The organism is Syntrophales bacterium (genome assembly GCA_023229765.1).
Taxonomy (GTDB): Bacteria; Desulfobacterota; Syntrophia; order Syntrophales; family UBA5619; genus DYTH01.
Window position 1 is genome coordinate 26,667 of the sequence record JALNYO010000031.1, and the last position, 19,047, is coordinate 45,713.

The window sequence follows — 19,047 nt, forward strand, 5'->3', positions numbered from 1 at the left end:
GTAAAATGGTGGGATTAATCGCCAATCGGGAAATCCCTTTTGTTTTTAATCGGCTATTTCCAAAGAATGGTTCCCAACGACAGCATGAGAAATAATAGGGATCTGTCCCTAATTATGGCTGGGAGACGTGGATTCGAACCACGATTCACGGAGTCAGAGTCCGTTGTCCTACCATTGAACGATCCCCCACTGAACAGGGCTCGCCATTTACCATAGGAAAGAAGGATTATCAATAGAAAAGTTGTTTCCAGAAAAATATGGACAAGATCAAACAGTTTCATATAGAAGGTCAAACGACGCGGTGAAAATCCGTTCAGACGCTTCTTTATTGTTGGGGATGCTCGTGTCGAAACACGGATCATTTTTATTGAGACGAATATATTCATGAAGAAAGGGAATAAATGTCAACGATAACCGAAAAATCTGATCTGGAAGGGCTGACCCTGCTGGGAGGGGACAAAAAACCCGTCCGGAAATTAGAGACGTTTCCCAATCACAACCAGGGGCGCGATTATCTGATTACAATGCGTTCAGACGAATTCACCTGCCTGTGCCCGGCAACCGGGCAGCCGGACTTTGCGGATCTGACGATTCAATACATCCCCGACCAAAAAATACTGGAGTCAAAGTCGTTGAAGCTATACCTGTGGTCTTTTCGCGATCAGGGGGTATTTCATGAACACGTGGCCAATGCGATACTCGACGATCTGATCGAAGTCCTTTCGCCTCGCTGGTGCAAGATAACGGCAGAGTTCGCGGTGCGGGGAGGGGTATCGATCAAGGTGGAGGCGGAGCACGGCGCAAAACGCACCTGAATTTCGTCGTTGCCCCTTGCCTCGAGACCTTTGAATTTTGTAATTTCGAGGAGCGTTAGCGACGAGAAATCTTAATGCTCGTGCATAGTTAAAGATTTCTCCCTTCGGTCGAAACGACAATATTGGCAGTTATTCAAAGTCTTGCCTCGTCTTCCGGCCTTTATCGCTCCCAGTTTCCCCGTTTATTCCGGTGGGTACATCGCTTCGATGAGCGGCCCGTATTTCTGATTGATGGCCATCCTCTTCATCTTCAACGTCGGGGTGAGTTCGCCAGTATTCTGAGACCACTCGGCTTCCAGCAGCGTGAATTTTCGGATCTGCTCAACCCGTGCGTAATCCTTCATCCGCTCTGCCAGTTCCTTTTCGTAGAGACTTTTGACCTCCGGTTTGCTGATCAATTCGGCGCGGTTCGCAAAGGCGATATTGTTTTCCCCTGCCCAGAGCTCCAGGGTCGCAAACGTTGGAACAATCAGCGCCGACAGGTACTTGCGGTTGTCGCCGATGACCACCGCCTGCTCGATTAACGGAGAAGCCGCGAGTGCATTTTCAATGTTCTGCGGGGAGATGTTCTTGCCGCCCGAGGTGATGATGAGATCCTTGATCCGGCCGGTTATCTTGAGATACCCATCGGAGTCGATCGAACCGATATCGCCGGTGCGGAAAAACCCGTCGTCCGTGAAGGCGGCTTTCGTGGCGGCCTCGTTTTTGTAGTATCCCTTCATGACCTGGGGGCCCTTGATGATGATTTCCCCGTCCGCAGCGATCTTGATGATCGTGTCCTGCAACGCGGGGCCGACCGTTCCCGGTTTTATATGTTTTGGCATGTTTCCGTTGGTAACCGGGGCTGTCTCGGTGAGGCCGAATCCTTCCAGCACCTTGATCCCCATTCCCAGAAAGAATTCCGCGTCGGACACGGACAATGGTCCGCCGCCGGAAACGGCCGCTTCGAGCCGGTCCATTCCCAGGGCAACGCGAAGCTTGCTGAAGATGATCTTGTCGGCAATGTTGTACTTGATGGCAAACAGGCCGGTGCGGGGCTTGTTTTCGCAGACATAAGGCAGATTCTCTTTGGCGATGCCCATTGCCCAGTTGAAGAGGGCTTTCTTGATGGGGGAGGCGGAAGCTACCTTTGCGACTATTCCGGAGTGCACCTTTTCGTAAATGCGCGGCACGCTGACCAGGAACGTGGGCCTGATTTCCTGAAAGTTTTCCAGCAGTTTTTCCGTGCTTTCGGCGAAGGCGACCTTGTGCCCGCCGAGGAAAATCGGGCTATAGTAGCCGACGGTTCGCTCGAGGGAATGGGCGAGGGGTAGAAAAGAGAGAAAGGTGTGGCCGGGCCTCAAAAACTCGGGATCTACCGCCCGGAGCTGGTTTACATTGGCGACGAAATTGTGGTGGGTAAGCATGACGCCCTTGGGGGGGCCGGTCGTGCCGGAGGTATAGATGATCGTCGCCAGATCGTCGAAGCCGATGGGCGGTAGCCTTTTGTCAAAATCATCCTTTGCCGGGTAGCCCCTGCCTTCGCTATAGGCATCCTGCAGGGCGATGACGCCTTCGGGGAGGCTGGTTCCTTCCTCAAACAGGACAATCTCGTTCAGGGTCGGAAGCACTGGTTTGACCTTGAGGATCTTTTCCGCCTGCTCTCTGGTTCCGACAAAGCAGAGCCGGGCGTCGGAATTTTCGATAATGTACCGCGCCTCTTCCGCCGAATTGGTTGCGTAGATCGGGACGTTTACGGCGCCGACGGAGATAATGGCAAGATCCGCCACCCACCACTCATAACGGTTTGGCGAGAACAGCGCTACCTTGTCCCCGGGCTGGATGCCCCGGTTAATCAGAAACAACCCCAGAGCGCGCACCAATTCGTTAAGCTTCTTCCAGGAGAGTTCTTCCCATTTGCCCTTGTTCTTCCAGAGAATCAGGGTTTCGTCGCCGTATTGTTCAACGCGGTTCTGGAATACAGCGCCCATCGATGTTTCCTTGAACATTGTCATTGGCTTTCCTCCATGAAAATTTAAATGAATGGGCATTAAAACAAGGTCTTTGCTTTAATGATTTTTCCCCGACTGTTTTTTGCGAAACTGGTAAATCGCCATCCCGGTCAGGATCATCGCTATGCACAGGATTTGTCCCATGCTGAACGGGCCATACACAAAACCGAGTTGACTATCCGGTTCGCGGAAAAACTCTATAAAGAAGCGAATGAAGCCGTATCCTGCTATGTAACAGGCAACGATCGCGCCGGTAAAAGAAAATTTCTTGCGGATCGCCCAGAGGATGACGAAAAGGACAATCCCCTCGAAAAACGCCTCATAGAGCTGCGATGGATGGCGCAGCAGATGTCGCGGGTCAAGGGGGAAAAGCATCCCCCAGGGGACATCCGTCGGTCTTCCGTATAATTCGCCATTGATGAAATTGCCGATTCGTCCGAACGTGTAGCCGAGGGGAATCGCCGAGGCGAAAAGATCGGCAAAACGCCAGAATTCGATACCCCTTTTCCAACAGAAGATTATGCCGGCCAGCAGAACGGCGATGGCACCGCCGTGGTAGGACATCCCGCTTATTCCAATAAAACGAATCCCGCCCTCGAATTGAAAGGGGAGGATTATCTCCAGGGGGTGCTGGAGGTAATAATCCAGATTGTAGAAAAGCACATAACCGAGGCGACCGCCGACAATCACCCCGAAGATCGCCCAGGTAAAGAAATCCTGAACCAGCTCGGCGGTATAGGGCAGGCCATCTACTTTGATCCGGCGCATTATCAGCAGATAAACGCTCAAAAAGGCGGCCAGATACATCAGGCTGTACCAGCGCAACTGAAAAGCCCCTATCTGAAAGAGCCAAGGGGTTATATGAGAGGGGAGATCCCTCCAGAGGGCGATCAGATTTTCCACTTAGTAGGCCTCTCCCTTTAGATCTTCCACGTAAAGCTGGGCGGAGTAAGCGGCGTTCGCTCCATCCCCGCAGGCGGTCACCACCTGGCGGAGTTGTTTGGCGATGCAATCGCCGGCGGCGAACAGCCCCTGGGCCGATGTTTTCATGTTGGCGTCAACCTTGACATAACCGCGTTCGTCCAGATCAACCACTGCCCGCAGCATCTCCGTGTTGGGATTCAGACCGACAAAGATGAAGAGCCCGCTTACCGAAAGTCTCACATCCTCGTTCGTCTTCAGGTTATGCACCTTGACCCATTGCAGAAGATCGAGGCCGTCCACCTTATCGACAACGGAATCCCAGAGAAATTCTATCTTGTCGTTGGCCAAAGCGCGCTGCTGCAGGATTGCCGTCGCGCGCAGGCGATTCCGGCGGTGAATAACCGTGACCTTTCGGGCAAACTTGGTAAGATAGATCGCCTCCTGGATCGCCGTATCCCCTCCACCGACAACGGCAACGTCCCTGTTTCTGAACAGAGGGGCGTCGCAGGTAGCGCAGAACGAAACGCCCCTGCCGATGAACCGCTCCTCGCCGGCCACGCCGAGGCGGCGCCAGTTTGCCCCCGCCGCAAAAATCACGGTAAGCGCCTTATAACTCTTGTCTCCCGCAACCACTTCCCATCCTTCCTTGCCGTCCAATGTAGTTTTTTTTATCTCCGCAACATCATCGGCCGCGGTTTCGAGACCGAAACTCAACCCCTGCTTTTTAAAGTCTTCGATTAATTCAAGGCCATTAGCGCCGCCACGGCCGGGATAGTTTTCTATCGCGTCCGTCATCGTGATCTGGCTTGTCGTTGAGGCCCCCTCAAACAGGATTGCGCTGAGCGCCGCCCGCACCGCGTAAATCCCCGCGGTGAACCCGGCCGGCCCGCCCCCAACGATTGCAACATCGTATTGCTTTTCGTTCGCGTTCATTTTCCCTCCTTATATATCATTTGATTGATTCGCTTGAAATTTACGCCTGCTTACTAAACCTTAACCGCATACTTTGTAAAGTCATTTTTTGTGAGCGAGCGCTCGTTTTTTCTTGACAGCCCCGATCTTATCCCCTATAGTCCTCCCCTGTCACGTTTGAAACTTGTGGCCATTCATAAAAACACGGGAGAAACGTCATGGCCGACAATCCATTGCATCTGCTTATGAACCCCAAATCCATCGCGGTCGCCGGCGCCAGCAATAATCCGGAAAAAATGGGAACGTTGCAGGCTCTTTCCATATTGAAAGATGGTTTTCCGGGACAATTTTATCCGGTTCATCCGACTGAGAAAACAGTCTTGGGTCACAAGGCGTACCCATCCGCGTCTGCTCTTCCGGAGGCGCCGGATCTGCTTCTTTTGATCGTTCCCACCGCATTGGTAATCCCCATGCTTGAAGATTTCGCGAAGCTTGGCACGAAGCGGGCGATCATCATCAGCGCGGGGTTCAAGGAAGTCGGCCCGGAAGGCAGGGCTCTGGAGGAACGCCTTCAGGAAATTGCGAAAACTTACGGGCTTCGCTTTCTCGGTCCGAACTGCATGGGGATCGTCAACACGGCGCTTCCCTTAAACCTGACGATCGGCAAGATGGACAGAAGACCGGGGTCGCTCGGCATGGTTTCCCAGAGCGGCACCTACGTCACCCAGACGCTCTGGTATCTTCATGAACGGGGAATCCGCTTCAGCAAGGCAATCAGTTGCGGCAACGAGGCCAACATCGATATGGTTGACGCCCTTGAATACCTCGGCCAGGACGAGCAGACGAAGGCGATTATCATGTATATAGAAGGGATACGCGACGGCCGGCGTTTTATCGAAGCAGCGCAGAGAATTACTCCCCACAAACCAGTGCTTGCCCAGTACGTGGGAGGTTCCGCCTCCGGCGCCCGTGCGGGTCTGAGTCACACCGGTTCGCTGGCCGGGCCGGATTTTCTCTACGAAGGCATTTTTAAGCAGGCCGGGATCATTCGTTGCGATTCCATTGAAGAACTCTACACCCACGGCTGGACGCACGCGACCCAACCGCCGCTGCGCGGTCGCCGGCTTGCGGTTGTTACCAATTCCGGAGGACCGGGCACTGCGATCTCCCACAACGCCGATCAGGGAGGAATGATCGTCCCCCGTTTTTCCGACGGGTTGCAGGCAAAAATCAGGGAGTTGATTCCTCCCCATGGTTCCAGCGCCAATCCGGTTGATCTGACCTACCACCGGGAGATGAAGGTTCTGACCACTGTAATTCCGGAAATGATTATGGAAAGCGGCGAGATTGACGGTCTTGTCCTGCACGGAGCAGTGGGCTCCGGTTTTATAAAAATGGTTTACGACCACATGAAGGAGATGACGGGAGGAATGACGGAAGATGAGGCTTCCCGGCAGATGTCTCACGATATGACCGAGGCTCTGGCGCTCCCCTGGAAACATAACCTGCCGATGACGGTCAGCTCCTTTTTCGGTCGTGGCGATGACAATACGTCCAGATACATGGATGGCGATATCCCTGTTTTTGATTCTCCGGAGAAGGCGGCGCGGGGGATGGCCTCGCTGCTTTGCCGCCTGCGGATACGGGAGAGAAAGCCGATAGTGAAGCCGGTCCTGCCGGAAGTTGCCGCGGAGGGGGTGAGAATAATAAAAACCGCCCTTGCCGCCGGGCAGCGGGCCCTCGACGAGCATCAGTCTAAAAGACTCCTTGCCGCGTACGGCGTTCCCGTCACGCGGGAGCAATTAGCCGATTCTGAGGCAGAGGCCATAAAAGCGGCGGAGGAAATAGGGTTTCCACTTGCCATCAAGGCGTGTTCCCCGGAGATCATGCACAAATCCGGCAAAGGCTTGATTGAACTGAACATTCAGACAAAGGAGGCCCTGCTGAGGGCTTTTTGTGCGGTGCGAACCGCCGCCGGTGGAGATATCCCGATTTTAATCCAGCAAATGGTCGCCGGGAGCCGCGAGTTTGTCGCGGGCATGACGAGATTCCCTGGTTTTGGCCCCTGCGTGCTGTTCGGTCTGGGGGGGATATTTACCGAGGCGCTGCAAGACACCACCTTCCGCGCGGCGCCGTTCGGCATTATCGAGGCGGCGGAGATGCTCGAAGATATCAAGGCCAAAGCGCTGCTCGGCGAAATTCGCGGGATGCCGGCGGCAGACGCTCCCGCGCTTGCGGCCATTCTGCAAACGGTGGGAAATATCGCCGTTCTCCATCCGGAGATCGCCGAGATAGACCTCAATCCGCTTATTTTGGCAGGGGCTGATCCGCTTGTCGCCGACGTGCTTTTTGTCCTGGCAAGCTGATCCTGCGACTGGTTCTGCAATCCGATCAGTGGTGAAAGGAAATAAATATGGAACGAAGAGACTTTCTGAAAGTGGCGGCAGGGGCATCGGCAATTGTATTATGTCCGTTTGCCGAAGGCGTCGGGGCAGCTCCGAATCCCATTAAGACCAGACAATTTGCCTCTGGCGCTCCGACCAGGGTATTTCTGGCAGGTGTGGGCAAGGGCGCTTCCGAGCAAGATATAAAAACAGCGGTCCGAAATGCCGCCGAGGCGTCCACCGACTTTTCATGGCTGTCCAAGGGTGATGCCGTCTTCATCAAACCGGTAAATAATTCAGACAGCCCCTACCCCGCCACCACAAGCCCTGCAGCCATTGCCTCCATGATCGGACTCCTCAGGGAAAAGGGGGCGCGCAGGGTAATTGTGGGCGACATGTCCGGGGTCCGGAACCTGCGATTTTCTCCGAAATCTCTTTCCGGAAGCTCTCGCGCTTTGATGATTGCGTCAGGGTTGGCGAAGGCTGTTCAGACCTCTGGCGGAGAGCTGCACTGCTTCGAAGAAAGCGGGTGGGAGGCCTTTTATGAGGATTTTCCGTCTGCCGGTTCACACTGGAAGCGCGGCCTCATGATGCCCAATATTCTCAAGGAGATTCAGCACATCGTCCTGATGCCCCGCTGCTCCAGGCATGTATTGGCGGGGAGCTCATTGGGGCTGAAAGCCGCCGTGGGTTACTGGCGACATGACACACGCCTGGAATATCACCGGGATGCGGCCACTCTGCAGGAGAAAACAGCCGAAGGCAATACGGTTGCGACCCTGAGGGATAAACAGCGCCTCGTGATTTCGGCGGCAGACAAGGTGCTTGCCACCTATGGTCCGGACAACGGTTATGTCTTTGAACCGGATCATGGTCTGATAATCGCCTCTGACTCGGTGGTGGCCCACGACATGGTTTCGCTGGCCTGGCTTCTGGAAAACCGGCGCATTATGCCCGCTTCGGAAAGGGATGGTTTTATGGATACGAACAGGCTGATTCCCCAACTCGCCAATCGCATTGTGACCGGCTGGCTGGGCGGATGGGAAGCGGCTCTGGCGTCGGAAACAATGAACAAAGACAGCATCAACGCCATCTGGGATGACCGGGTACTTGCCCGCAGCTACGAGCTCTTTGGGGGCGTCCCGGCCATTCTGCTGGAGTCGGCTAACAGCGCATTTCCGGAAGCCCTGAAGAATCGCCTGAGCAGGATGACGGCAGTTCCGGCCTGGGCGTAATCGCCTGGATGCTATGGGCCTGTCCACAAATAACCTGAACATCTTGCATCTCATCTTTGGGCCATCTTTGGCTGCGACTCAATCACAAAATCCTCAACGTAGCGCTGCTACGTCTGCGGTTTTGTTCAATCGCCGCAACCAAATCTAACCCAAATCTGAGCGCAATCTTGCCCAGGTTATTTGTGGACAGGCCCTATGCAAGGTGCAGTCCATTAAAAAAGCCATTTAAAGCATTAGAAGAACGATTCCGGCGCAAAAGTGCGGGGAAGGCATCTATTGAAGCGAAAACAGGGGGATGTCCTGCGCGGTGTCAGCGGTTTTGTCAACTGCCAGGAGGGGAGTTTTTCGCTTTACCGCCGTGGAAATCATCCCTTTCGATCAGCCACGACAGGGAGAATCCGAAAACCAGGCCCCAGAAAGGCGCACCGATGTTGAATATCGCAACATTGGCAACGGTAACGATGAAGGTCAGAAGCGCACCGAAGGTAAATCGGTCTTGAAACGCGGTCGAAAACGCCGTCTGCAGTACGCGCAGCATCGCAAGCCCGGCCAGCGTTGTGATGAAAGCCGGAGGGGTTGCCAGCATCAGGTGGGTAAAGAGGGGCGATAACAACCCGAATATCAGCGCGAGCAAGCCAACCAGCAAGCCCGCCGTGTAATGCCGTTCTTTTTTCCCCGATCCTGAAATGATCGCATTGACGGGTCCCGTCAGACAGGTTGACACTGTGCCGACCAGAGCGGCCACCATTGACCCCACGCCGCAGGCAACCGTGATCGCATTGATCGGCGGCTGGTGCCCGGCAGTTTTGAGCACGGCGATCCCCTGACCGTTATGGACGACCAGCACCGTAATTGCCAGCGGCGCCACCAGTTCCACCATCGCCTTCCACGAAAATACCGGCGTATATAGATTAGGCCTTGCCAGATTAAGAAACTCTCCGTCCGCAGGTTGGAAAACCCCCAGGAAGGCAATTGCCGCAACGCCTGCGAGCAGTGCGCCGATAAGGGGGGGCACGAGGCGGCCGAGACGCGGCAGGGCGCTCAGCGCGAGAAATGCCGCCGTCATTGGCGCGGCAATCCAGAAATTGTCACGGATCGTAAAGATCAGATCCAAATCGAAGCGCAGGAAAACCCCCGCGACCATGCCCATGACAATCGGCATCGGGATGGCTTCCATAGTGCGGCGCACCCACCCACTCAGGCCGAGTACGAGCATCAGCAGTCCTGTGGCGATAAAAGCGCCAATTACCTCAGGGAAAGTCAGATGGGCCAGCGCCGGTCCGACCAGAACCGTACCCGGAATAGTCCAGAAAAATACAAGCGGCTGGCGGTACAGCCAGCAGAAGCCGATGCTGATGAGCCCATTGATGAAGAAGGAACCGAATATCCACGAGGCGAGATCTGATTCGCTCAGGCCCCCGTGTGTTCCCACCGAGAGGATGATTGCCACCGGCGCCGAGGCCGCAAATATGAAAGCGACGAACGCGTTTATTGCGTATTCGGCGCCGAAATTCGATATTACTGAGCTCGGTTTGAGCAGGGGCCAGCGGGGCTTCTCAAGTTGCATGGTTTCTTCTTAACGTAAGCCTCCTTAAGGAAGGGGCAATCGAACTTCATCAGGCGCATCTCCGGATGCGGCGCACTATCTGATGCGGGTTTGCAAGGCATTGCTTTTGACGGGCGGGACTATATGCAACAACGGATTCTTCTGTCAAGGCAATATTGGCCGCAAAAGATGCTCTGAGTCGTCGTTGCTGAGGGAAGGCTGCAAGCAGTTGCGAACGTCTTTGGGGAATCAATTAAGGAAAAAGCTATTTCCGGTCTTTTTTCTGCGGGCGCCTGAATAAGGCGGTTTTTTGTTTGCTATTTTCAGATAAGATGCTATCGGATGGAAGAATTTTACCTTGATTCGCGCAATGTGTTTTGCGATTGGATTATTATCGAAAAAAGAGGGTTTTAAAATTACAGGGATGATTATCAGATATGGAACAGATGCCGCTTTTTCTTGATGAATTTGTTTTGCTGAATGACGCCGCGAACGCTCTCAACGAACTGCGCCTCGATGAGGCACAGGTTTTATTGACCGACTACCGCAATCTCTATCCCGCCAACAGAGAAGATGTGGAAGAGAAGTTGCGGATCGTCCGGTTTTTGCAGGAGCAGTTGGGCTTGCTGCCGTCCGCCGGCCCGGAACTGCCCAGTTTGCTGTTTCAAATCTGGCGCTCCTTCGAGTCTTTCTGCGGTGCGCTGGCGCACAATGCCCGGGCGCCGGAAAAGCTCCGTCGCCGTTTTTTCCGGCGGATCAACGCCGCCGTTGAAAATTCCTCATTAACGGATGATTCCCTGCTGGCTGCGGATATCCCCGTTGGCTACGGTTATATTCAGACCGGCGAATATGAGCGGGCGATCCGCTCTCTGCAAATCGGCCTGCTCTCAATAAGGGAAAGTGCCCCCCTTTTTGGCTATCTTGGCGATGCCTGGTGGGGCCGTGGCAACCGGGAGACAGCGCGGCAGCTCTATTTTGAGGCCTGCCTTATAGCCCCTTGCGCCATTGACTGGCAACATCTGCGCGACGAGGAGCTGAAAGAACTGTTGGAACTCCTCCCCGACGAATATAACTGGAAGCCGGCTCTGGCCGGCGAATGGCTCCCCGTCTGCGCGTACATCCGGGGAATCTTCAAGCCCAAAATGATCAGAATACTTGATGAATTAAGCGTTTTCACCGAAAGGTACCGGGAGCTGCAGAAGGCCTTTCGCCGCAGTCCCGAACCCGTTATTGCCGCCCGCATCTTCACGAAAGGCATCGTCCTTTGCGACAACGAGCCTTTTTTACGGAATATCCGCGGCATTGATTTCGCTGATATCCGGCGGGAGATGAAATCTGCCGCTCCCGTCCTTTTCGCGGAATATATGAAGGAACTGGAACGGCGAAGGCGTATTTGACGTTTATATTGCGTAACTACTTAATATCACGCCAAGTATCGTCAGGAAATGTTCTTGCGGGGGCTGTAATAAAATTTTGCTGTACTAAAATTTTTCTTGACAAGATAAAAAACATGTGGTCAGTAAGCGCCGTAAATGAGGTTTGGGGTTCATAAATATTTAGGCGAGATGTAAGTTAAATGGGCAGAGCGAATGTTTTTTCCGAAAGCTGGTATTGGTTTTATTACTTTATCGGATCGGTCTGCCCGGCGCTCAGGGGGAAGTAAGGAACCAACTTAACTTAACCAAGCCATGGACAGACGGAAAGACGCTGCCCATGGCTTTTTTGTTTTCAGGCTGTGGGAAGAGCGCCGAGCTCGCCACGGCCTTTTTTATTACAGGAGGCAAAAGATGATTATCCTGATGAAAAAAAACTCAACAAAAGAAGATATCAACGAGGTAACGGCATGGATTGAATCGGCTGGCTACAGACCCCACATTTCCGAGGGGGTGGAACGGACAATCATCGGCGCCGTCGGGAACGATCAGGGCAGGGTTCTGCTGAAATCTGTCGCTTTCTTGCGCGGAGTGGAAAAGGTTGTACCGATCCTCAAACCCTATAAGCTCGCGGGGAGGGAATTCCAGGAAAAAGATACGATTGTCCGAGTCGGCAATGTGGAAATCGGGGGGCCGCAGTTTACCGTAATAGCCGGTCCCTGCTCAATCGAAAGCGCGGAACAGATGATGGAAAGCGGGTACATCGCCAAAAAGGCGGGCGCCCACGTTCTGCGGGGTGGCGCCTTCAAACCGCGCACCTCGCCCTATAGCTTTCAGGGGATGGGGGAAGAAGGGCTGAAAATACTGAAAAATGTGGGCGAGAAAATGGGCATGCCGGTCGTGACAGAGGTCATGGATACGAAGGATATCGATCTGATTGAGGATTACAGCGACATGTTTCAGATCGGCGCCCGCAATGTTCAGAATTTTGCCCTGCTGAAAAGGGTTGGCATGTCCCGTAAGCCGGTGCTGCTGAAGCGGGGCATGATGACGACAATCGAGGAGCTGCTGATGTCCGCCGAATACATCCTCTCCGGGGGAAACAACCAGGTGATACTATGCGAGCGGGGGATCCGCACTTTCGAGACCGCTACCCGCAACACCCTCGATATAAGCGCCGTTCCCGTCATCAAAGAGTTGACTCACCTGCCGGTGATTATTGACCCCAGCCATGCCGCCGGCCATGCGAAGTACATCATTCCGCTCACCCGTGCGGCGGTTGCCGTAGGGGCGCATGGCGCGATCATCGAGATTCATCCGGAACCGGAAAAGGCCCTTTCCGACGGGCCGCAGTCATTGCGCCCCGAGGTTTTCTACCGGCTGATGGACGAGGTAAGGATTATGCAGGACGCCATGCAGAACAAAATAGGGAAGCTGTCATGAGAAAGCTTGAATTAACGCTTAAAAAGAGCCGTGACGACTCCTATCAGATTAATATCGGCGAGGGGATTCTGGACTGGGCAGGGATGACGCTGGGCAAAAGCGGAACCGCCAGCCACTGTGTGGTCGTAACGGACAGCACGATTGACGCCCTGCATGGAGAGCGGGTGCAAAAGGCCCTGGAAAAAGCGGGGCTCCGGATAGAGCGGATCGTACTGCCGCCGGGCGAAGAAACAAAGACGATGGCTTCCGTGCTTGAGGTTGCCGAGCGCCTGATCTCCCTCGGTGCGGACCGGCAAACGCTGCTCGTTGCTCTCGGGGGAGGCGTGATCGGCGATCTGACCGGTTTTGTCGCTTCGCTCTATATGAGGGGCATTCCCTTTGTCCAGATGCCAACTACCCTGCTTGCCCAAGTGGACAGCAGCATCGGCGGAAAAACTGGGGTTGACGCCGTCTCCGGGAAAAATATCCTGGGAACCTTCTATCAACCCCAAGGGGTCTTTATTGATACAGAGTTTTTAAAAACTCTTCCCGACGCGATTTTCCGGAGCGGTTTTGCCGAGGTGATCAAATACGGCGCCATAGAAAATCCCTCCCTTCTCAAAGATATCGAAAAAGCCGCCGGTAAAAACGGCCTTCGGGACTCTTCGTTCCTGACAAGCATAGTGATTGAAGCCTGCCGGATCAAGAAGAGCATTGTGGAGCTCGATGAGCGGGAAGGGGGGCTGCGGCGGATTCTAAATTTTGGGCACACCATTGGCCACGCAGTGGAGGCGACATCCGGCTACAAGCTATCCCACGGCGAAGCGGTGGCGATCGGCATGGCGGCTGCGGCGCGCCTTTCCGAAAAACTCCACGGTCTGCCGGCAGGCGACGGGGAAAGAATCAAATCCGTGCTCCGCGCAGTCGGGTTTCAATACATGATTCCAGCGGGTATTGATATTGATGCCATTCTTGCACGGTTGTCCATGGACAAAAAAGCGGAGCTTAATGTCCATGAAGGGGGGGGAAAAATAATCAATTTTGTCATGATCCGCAGATTGGGCAAACCATTCATCCAGGGAGGCATCCGGGAAGAAATCCTGAGAGAAACGCTGGAGGAACTTAGCTTATGAGCGAAAATGCCCTCCAAGAGTTAAGGGAAAGAATTACCGGGGTTGATCGCGAAATCATCAGGCTTCTCAATGAGCGCGCCTCCTTGTCGCTTCAGATCGGCAGAATCAAAAAAGAGGCCGGCCGGGAAATCTACGACCCGTCCCAGGAGGAGAATATTTACCGCAATATCGTGGGAAATACTGCAGGAGTTTTGCCCGACTGCTCCCTGAAAAATATTTTTCGGGAGATTATCTCCTCTTCGCGGGCCCTGCAGGCGCCGGTTAGCGTCGCCTATCTGGGGCCGGAGGCCTCTTTCAGCCATCAGGCAGCATTGGCTCATTTCGGCAACAGCATCACGGCCGCGCCCAGGGCCGCAATTGCCGATGTTTTCAACAGTGTCGAAAAGAAGGAAAATGATTGGGGGATTGTTCCCATAGAAAATTCCACGGAAGGCTCGGTGAAGGCAACGCTGGATCGTCTGATCGCGACCCCGCTTGTCATACGGGCGGAGGTTTTTTTACGGATACGGCTTTGTCTGCTGTCCAATTGCAACGAGAGGGGGGATATTCAAAAGGTTTATTCGCATCCCCAGGCCCTGGCGCAATCCCAGCAGTGGCTCCGCAGATACCTGCCGGTCGCTTCCCTCATTGAGGTGGAAAGCACGGCGGGGGCGGCCCGCAGGGCGCTTGCCGATCCGTCCGGGGCTGCCGTCGGCAGCAGTCTGGCCGCTGATTTCTACAACCTCAAAATTATGGCAGAGGGCATTGAAGACAGCCCTCTCAACACGACCCGTTTTTTTGTCATCGGGACAAAACCGGCCCGGCAGGAAGCGGGGGACACGGAAAAAAGCAAGACCTCAATCCTTTTTGGAACGGCTCATGCGGCCGGGGCCCTGCAGCATGCCCTTGCTCCCTTTGCCGGGGCGGGAATAAGTCTGACCAGAATCGAATCCTGGCCCATGAAGGAGCGACTTTGGGAATATCTCTTCTTTGCCGATTTCACCGGCCATGTCGAAGAGGAAAAGACGCGGCGGTGCCTGGAGGAACTCAGGGGACGGACTGCATTTCTCAAGATACTTGGTTCCTATCCGCGAGGCGCTGAAGGGGAGCAGTCGTAATGATCGCCATTAAACCACTCGCAAATCTCAAGGCGGTTGTAGGCTTGCCGGGTTCGAAGAGTCTGACGCAGCGGGCGATGGCGATCGCCGCTCTGGCCCAGGGAGAGTCGCGGCTGAAGAATATCCTGATCGCCGACGATACGCTCATTCTTGCCGAGGCGCTCCGGAAGCTTGGTGTGGAAATAAGGCAGAGCGGCGCGGATGTGGTAATACAAGGGGCGGGCGGGGCGATCTCCGGAACCGGCAGGGCGATGTCGCTTGGCAATAACGGCACAGCGCTGCGTCTGCTTGCGGGGATTGTCTCCCTGGGAAAGGGACAATTTTTGCTGACCGGCGACAACCGCCTCTGTGAGCGGCCCTTGAAACCGCTGCTGGATGCCCTTGCCGTTCTTGGTGTAGAGAGCCATACTGAAGGAGAAAAAGGTTATCCGCCGGTAACGATCGTCGGAGGAGGGCTGCGGGGCGGCAAGGTTGTGCTGTGCGATATCGGAAGCAGCCAGTACGTGTCCTCGCTGCTGATTGCCGCCCCATACGCTGCCGGGGCGATAACGATTGTCCTGGAGGGGCGGATTCCCTCTTTGCCCTACATTGCACTGACGATCGAGACAATGGATGCGTTCGGCGTCAGGGTTGCCTCCGCCGGCGATAACCGTTACATCGTCCAAAGCGGACAATTCTATCGGGGACGGGAATTTACGATCGAGGGCGACGCCTCGAGCGCCTCCTACTTTTTTCTCGCAGCCGCTCTGCTGAAGGGCCGCATTCGGGTGGAAAACATCAATCCGCAAACGCGCCAGGGCGATATCGGCTTTCTTGACCTTTTGGAGAATCTCGGCTGCGCGGTCAGCCGCGAAAATCAAGTTATTGAAGTGCTTGGGAAAAAAATGCCGAACGGGGAGATGGTATTTGATATGGCCAAAATGCCGGATATTGTCCCCTCGCTTGCGGTGCTCTGTGCGGCGCGCCAAGGCCGGAGCGTCATCCGCAATGTTGCCCATCTGCGGCTGAAGGAAAGCGATCGGATTGCCGCCCTGGCCGCGGAACTCCGCAAAACCGGAATCGCCGCCCTGGAAATGCCCGACGGCCTGATTATCGAAGGGGGAGTTCCCCACGGCGCGCGGATAAAAACGTACAACGACCACCGCATTGCGATGAGCTTTGCGATCCTGGGCCTGAGCGCGCCGGGGATGGAGATAGAAGATGAGGCCTGCGTCGGGAAATCCTTTCCCGGGTTCTGGAAAGCTCTGGAGGGTCTGTATTAATGAACATAATCCTCATCGGGTACCGTTGCACCGGAAAAACTTCTATCGGCCGGCTTTTGTCAGAGATGAGCGGGCGCCCTTTTTTTGACACGGATGAGCTGGTCTGTAGCCGGGCCGGAAAAAATATCGCCATGATCGTCGCCGACGCAGGCTGGGCAGCGTTTCGAGAGAAAGAACGCTCCGTTATCGAGGAGGTGTCCGGGTCGGAAGGGGTGGTTATCGCAACCGGAGGAGGCGCCGTGCTTGATCCGGCGAATGTGCAATGCCTCAAAAAAAACGGCAGGATAATCTGGCTGGTCGCCTCTGCCGATACTGTCAGCAGGCGGATGGAGGGCGATGTGGCCAGCGGCGAAAATCGCCCGCCTTTGTCGGGGGAGTCACTCGCCGAGGAAGTGAGAAAAACTTTGGTGCAGCGGGAGCCCCTCTATCGCCAAAGTGCTGATCTGGTCGTTGACACAGATGCGCTTGCCGGGAAGGAGGTTGCAGCCATCATTGGTCGCGCCTTTCCTGAAATATTCGGCCTTTTTCCTCCGGGGGGGGCCAGGGGTAAATAAGGAGAAAAACGATTTCAGGTTAAATACTCCTGGCAGCACGCCGTCATAAAGAAGGATAAAAGTAGTTTTTATGAAGAAAGGGTTTGGTGATCATGGCCGGCAACACATTTGGCACACTGTTCAGGGTAACAACATGGGGAGAATCGCACGGTCCGGCGATCGGGGCGGTGATCGACGGCTGCCCTCCCCGGATTCCGCTGACCGCTGCCGATATCCAGCAGGATTTGGAGCGACGCAAGCCCGGCGGGCTGCCCTCGGCAAGCCCTAGACGCGAGGAAGACATTGTGCAGATTCTGTCGGGGGTTTTTGAAGGAAAGACAACGGGAACGCCGATTTCTCTTTTAATCAACAATCGGGATGTTGATGAAGGCGCCTATGAAGGGTTGCGGAATCTTTTTCGGCCGGGTCACGGCGATTTCAGCTACCAGGCCAAGTACGGGATTCGCGATCACCGGGGTGGCGGGCGCGCTTCCGCCCGGGAGACGGCCGGCCGGGTTGCGGCGGGCGCCGTCGCGCGAAAAATAATCTCTGCGGCAGGAATAAAGGTGTTTGCCTTTACCCGGGAGTTGGGCGGAATATCCGCCGAAGGGCCCGTCCCTGTAGCGCGCCCCGCCGGGCCGCTTTACTGTCCCGATCCGGAAGCGGAAAAAAAGATGATCGCCCGCCTCGCGGAGGCGAGAAAGGCGGGGGATACCGTGGGCGGGATTGTTGAGGTTATCGTCCGCGGATGTCCCGCCGGACTTGGGGAGCCTGTCTTTTCAAAGCTAGATGCCGATCTGGCCGGCGCCTTGATGGGGATAGGCTCGGTCAAGGGTGTGGAGATCGGGGCCGGATTTGCGGCGGCAAGAATGACCGGTTCCACCTGCAATGACCAGATGGGGAAGGAGGGCTTCCGGACGAACAATGCCGGCGGCATCCTGGCGGGTATTGCCAATGGCAACGAAATAGTCATCCGCGCTGCCTGCAAACCGATTCCCTCGATCGCGCTGACGCAGGATACCGTCGACATTCACGGCAACCCTGTTACTGTCGAAATCGGAGGCAGGCACGATGCGGCGGTTATCCCCCGGATCGTTCCGGTTTGCGAGGCGATGGTCTGCATGGCGCTTGCCGATCATCTGCTTCGGCAGCGGGCGATCCAAGGGGGCGGGGTGACTGATGAGTGACTTTTCGATCGGGATTATCGGGGGAACCGGGGGGATCGGTCAGTGGTTCGCCGATTTTCTTGTCAGGGAAGGATACGCCGTTCACGTCGCGGGGAGAAAAACGGGTTTGCCGGCGGCTGAACTCGCCGCCCTCTGCCGCATCATTGTCGTGGCCGTTCCCATTGCCGCCACAATTGCTGTTATCGGGAAAGTCGGGCCGCATCTTTCCGCTGACTCGCTCCTGATGGATCTTACCTCTCTGAAGGAAGAACCGGTAAGGGCAATGCTCGCCGCAACCAGCGCCGAAGTAATAGGTTGCCATCCCCTCTTTGGGCCAGACGTTTCCTCGCTGCATGACAACAATATCATCCTCTGTCCCGGCCGGGGGGAGAGCTGGCTATCTTTCTTGAGTGGGCTTTTTGAGGCGCGCGGCGCCCGGGTGACCATAACAAGCCCCGCGGAGCACGACCGAATGATGTCCCTTATCCAGGGGCTGACCCATTTCAATACGATCCTGATGGAGCTTGCCCTGCGGGATTCAGACAGAAAACAATCAGAACTGGAGCCATTTTCGACCCCGATATTCCGGGCAAAACAAGCGCTTGGCGCCAGGGTATTTGGGGCCAATGCCGACTTGTACGCGGCAATTCTTACAAAAAATCCCCATATCATGCAGGTTATCGAATGTTACGAGAAAAACCTTTCCCTGGTAAAAGGACTTATCGCCGAGCGAAACACGGTGGCGCTGGCGGAACTGCTGCGAAAATAAGCATCAGCCCATGTTGATGGTATGGAGTTTCAGAAGAAAATTTTTGAAGGTCTCTTTTGTTGTCTCTTTTATCGAAACCAGACGAACAAACACCGCCTTGTTGTAAAATGAATAACCGTTTTCCATGGCCTCCGGATTCTCATCGTCGTCGATGAAACGCTCGATAAACGCCATTGCGAATTTTCTTGCCTCGGCCTGATTTTGTGCGGTTATTAAAAAATGATGATATTTTATTCCTTCGTCTTCCGATTCGCTGATTTTTATCCAGTAGTCCTGCATTAGCCCTCTCCTTCATTACTCGCTGTAAGAAACGGGCGCATTCTACACAGTTTATAAAAAAATGCAAATAAAACTAAAATTCACCGAGCCCATTGCAAAACCATTTGTCATTCCCGAAAGCGAAGCTTAATGTTCATAATGTCTCTATCGGGAATATGGTTTTTCAAGCAGTTAGAACCAGATTATGAACATTAAACTTCGTTTTC

Annotated in this window: 16 protein-coding genes and 1 tRNA gene; 11 read left to right on the top strand and 6 right to left on the bottom strand. The window is 54.7% G+C overall.

Going from position 1 to position 19,047, the window contains the following annotated elements; translation table 11 throughout:
* Nucleotides 1-115 precede the first annotated feature (115 nt).
* A tRNA-Gln gene (locus tag M0P74_13810) sits at nt 116-189 on the bottom strand.
* A gap of 212 nt (nt 190-401) precedes the next feature.
* Here M0P74_13810 and queF point away from each other — a divergent pair.
* On the top strand, nt 402-815 hold the full coding sequence (gene queF / locus M0P74_13815; protein MCK9364659.1) for a preQ(1) synthase: 414 nt from the start codon (nt 402-404) through the stop codon (nt 813-815).
* 182 nt (nt 816-997) lie between these two features.
* Here the strand turns inward: queF and M0P74_13820 are convergent, their stop codons facing one another.
* The 3 genes from M0P74_13820 to trxB are packed head-to-tail and all read right to left on the bottom strand — an operon-like array spanning nt 998 to nt 4,663.
* The gene (locus tag M0P74_13820; protein MCK9364660.1) at nt 998-2,809 is read right to left on the bottom strand and encodes a long-chain fatty acid--CoA ligase; all 1,812 of its coding nucleotides are present in this window, start codon (nt 2,807-2,809) and stop codon (nt 998-1,000) included.
* A 54-nt stretch (nt 2,810-2,863) separates the two neighbouring features.
* On the bottom strand, nt 2,864-3,709 hold the full coding sequence (lgt, locus tag M0P74_13825) for a prolipoprotein diacylglyceryl transferase (GenBank protein MCK9364661.1): 846 nt from the start codon (nt 3,707-3,709) through the stop codon (nt 2,864-2,866).
* A complete protein-coding gene (gene trxB / locus M0P74_13830; protein ID MCK9364662.1) occupies nt 3,710-4,663 on the bottom strand; it encodes a thioredoxin-disulfide reductase in 954 nt (317 codons plus the stop codon).
* Nucleotides 4,664-4,860: 197 nt separating this feature from the next.
* Here trxB and M0P74_13835 point away from each other — a divergent pair, with 197 nt between their 5' ends.
* Nucleotides 4,861-7,008 (top strand): acetate--CoA ligase family protein, encoded by a 2,148-nt coding sequence (locus tag M0P74_13835; protein ID MCK9364663.1) that lies wholly within the window; start codon nt 4,861-4,863, stop codon nt 7,006-7,008.
* Between the two features lie 47 nt (nt 7,009-7,055).
* Nucleotides 7,056-8,261, top strand: coding sequence for a DUF362 domain-containing protein (locus M0P74_13840; protein MCK9364664.1), 1,206 nt, complete (start codon nt 7,056-7,058; stop codon nt 8,259-8,261).
* A 322-nt stretch (nt 8,262-8,583) separates the two neighbouring features.
* Here M0P74_13840 and M0P74_13845 read toward each other — a convergent pair whose 3' ends face one another.
* Nucleotides 8,584-9,828 carry a benzoate/H(+) symporter BenE family transporter gene (locus M0P74_13845; protein MCK9364665.1) on the bottom strand — a complete coding sequence of 415 codons (1,245 nt, stop codon included), beginning with the start codon at nt 9,826-9,828 and terminating at the stop codon, nt 8,584-8,586.
* 416 nt (nt 9,829-10,244) lie between these two features.
* On the opposite strand from M0P74_13845, the gene M0P74_13850 reads away from it, so the two are divergent.
* The 8 genes from M0P74_13850 to M0P74_13885 all read left to right on the top strand — a co-directional run bounded on the left by M0P74_13850 (nt 10,245) and on the right by M0P74_13885 (nt 18,562).
* The gene (locus M0P74_13850) at nt 10,245-11,204 is read left to right on the top strand and encodes a hypothetical protein (GenBank protein MCK9364666.1); all 960 of its coding nucleotides are present in this window, start codon (nt 10,245-10,247) and stop codon (nt 11,202-11,204) included.
* A 390-nt stretch (nt 11,205-11,594) separates the two neighbouring features.
* Nucleotides 11,595-12,623, top strand: a complete 1,029-nt coding sequence (gene aroF, locus M0P74_13855) for a 3-deoxy-7-phosphoheptulonate synthase (GenBank protein MCK9364667.1) — start codon at nt 11,595-11,597, stop codon at nt 12,621-12,623.
* The gene (aroB, locus tag M0P74_13860) at nt 12,620-13,735 is read left to right on the top strand and encodes a 3-dehydroquinate synthase (protein MCK9364668.1); all 1,116 of its coding nucleotides are present in this window, start codon (nt 12,620-12,622) and stop codon (nt 13,733-13,735) included. The genes aroF and aroB overlap by 4 nt, the downstream gene beginning before the upstream one ends.
* A complete protein-coding gene (gene pheA, locus M0P74_13865) occupies nt 13,732-14,832 on the top strand; it encodes a prephenate dehydratase (protein ID MCK9364669.1) in 1,101 nt (366 codons plus the stop codon). Before aroB ends, pheA begins: the two co-directional genes overlap by 4 nt.
* A complete protein-coding gene (aroA, locus tag M0P74_13870) occupies nt 14,832-16,094 on the top strand; it encodes a 3-phosphoshikimate 1-carboxyvinyltransferase (protein MCK9364670.1) in 1,263 nt (420 codons plus the stop codon). The genes pheA and aroA overlap by 1 nt, the downstream gene beginning before the upstream one ends.
* Nucleotides 16,094-16,648 carry a shikimate kinase gene (locus M0P74_13875; GenBank protein MCK9364671.1) on the top strand — a complete coding sequence of 185 codons (555 nt, stop codon included), beginning with the start codon at nt 16,094-16,096 and terminating at the stop codon, nt 16,646-16,648. The genes aroA and M0P74_13875 overlap by 1 nt, the downstream gene beginning before the upstream one ends.
* Nucleotides 16,649-16,740: 92 nt before the next feature.
* Nucleotides 16,741-17,814, top strand: coding sequence for a chorismate synthase (gene aroC, locus M0P74_13880; GenBank protein ID MCK9364672.1), 1,074 nt, complete (start codon nt 16,741-16,743; stop codon nt 17,812-17,814).
* On the top strand, nt 17,807-18,562 hold the full coding sequence (locus tag M0P74_13885; protein ID MCK9364673.1) for a prephenate dehydrogenase/arogenate dehydrogenase family protein: 756 nt from the start codon (nt 17,807-17,809) through the stop codon (nt 18,560-18,562). Before aroC ends, M0P74_13885 begins: the two co-directional genes overlap by 8 nt.
* Nucleotides 18,563-18,565: 3 nt before the next feature.
* Here M0P74_13885 and M0P74_13890 read toward each other — a convergent pair whose 3' ends face one another.
* Nucleotides 18,566-18,841: a hypothetical protein gene (locus tag M0P74_13890; GenBank protein ID MCK9364674.1), complete on the bottom strand. Its 276-nt coding sequence runs from the start codon at nt 18,839-18,841 to the stop codon at nt 18,566-18,568.
* Between the last annotated feature and the right edge of the window lie 206 nt (nt 18,842-19,047).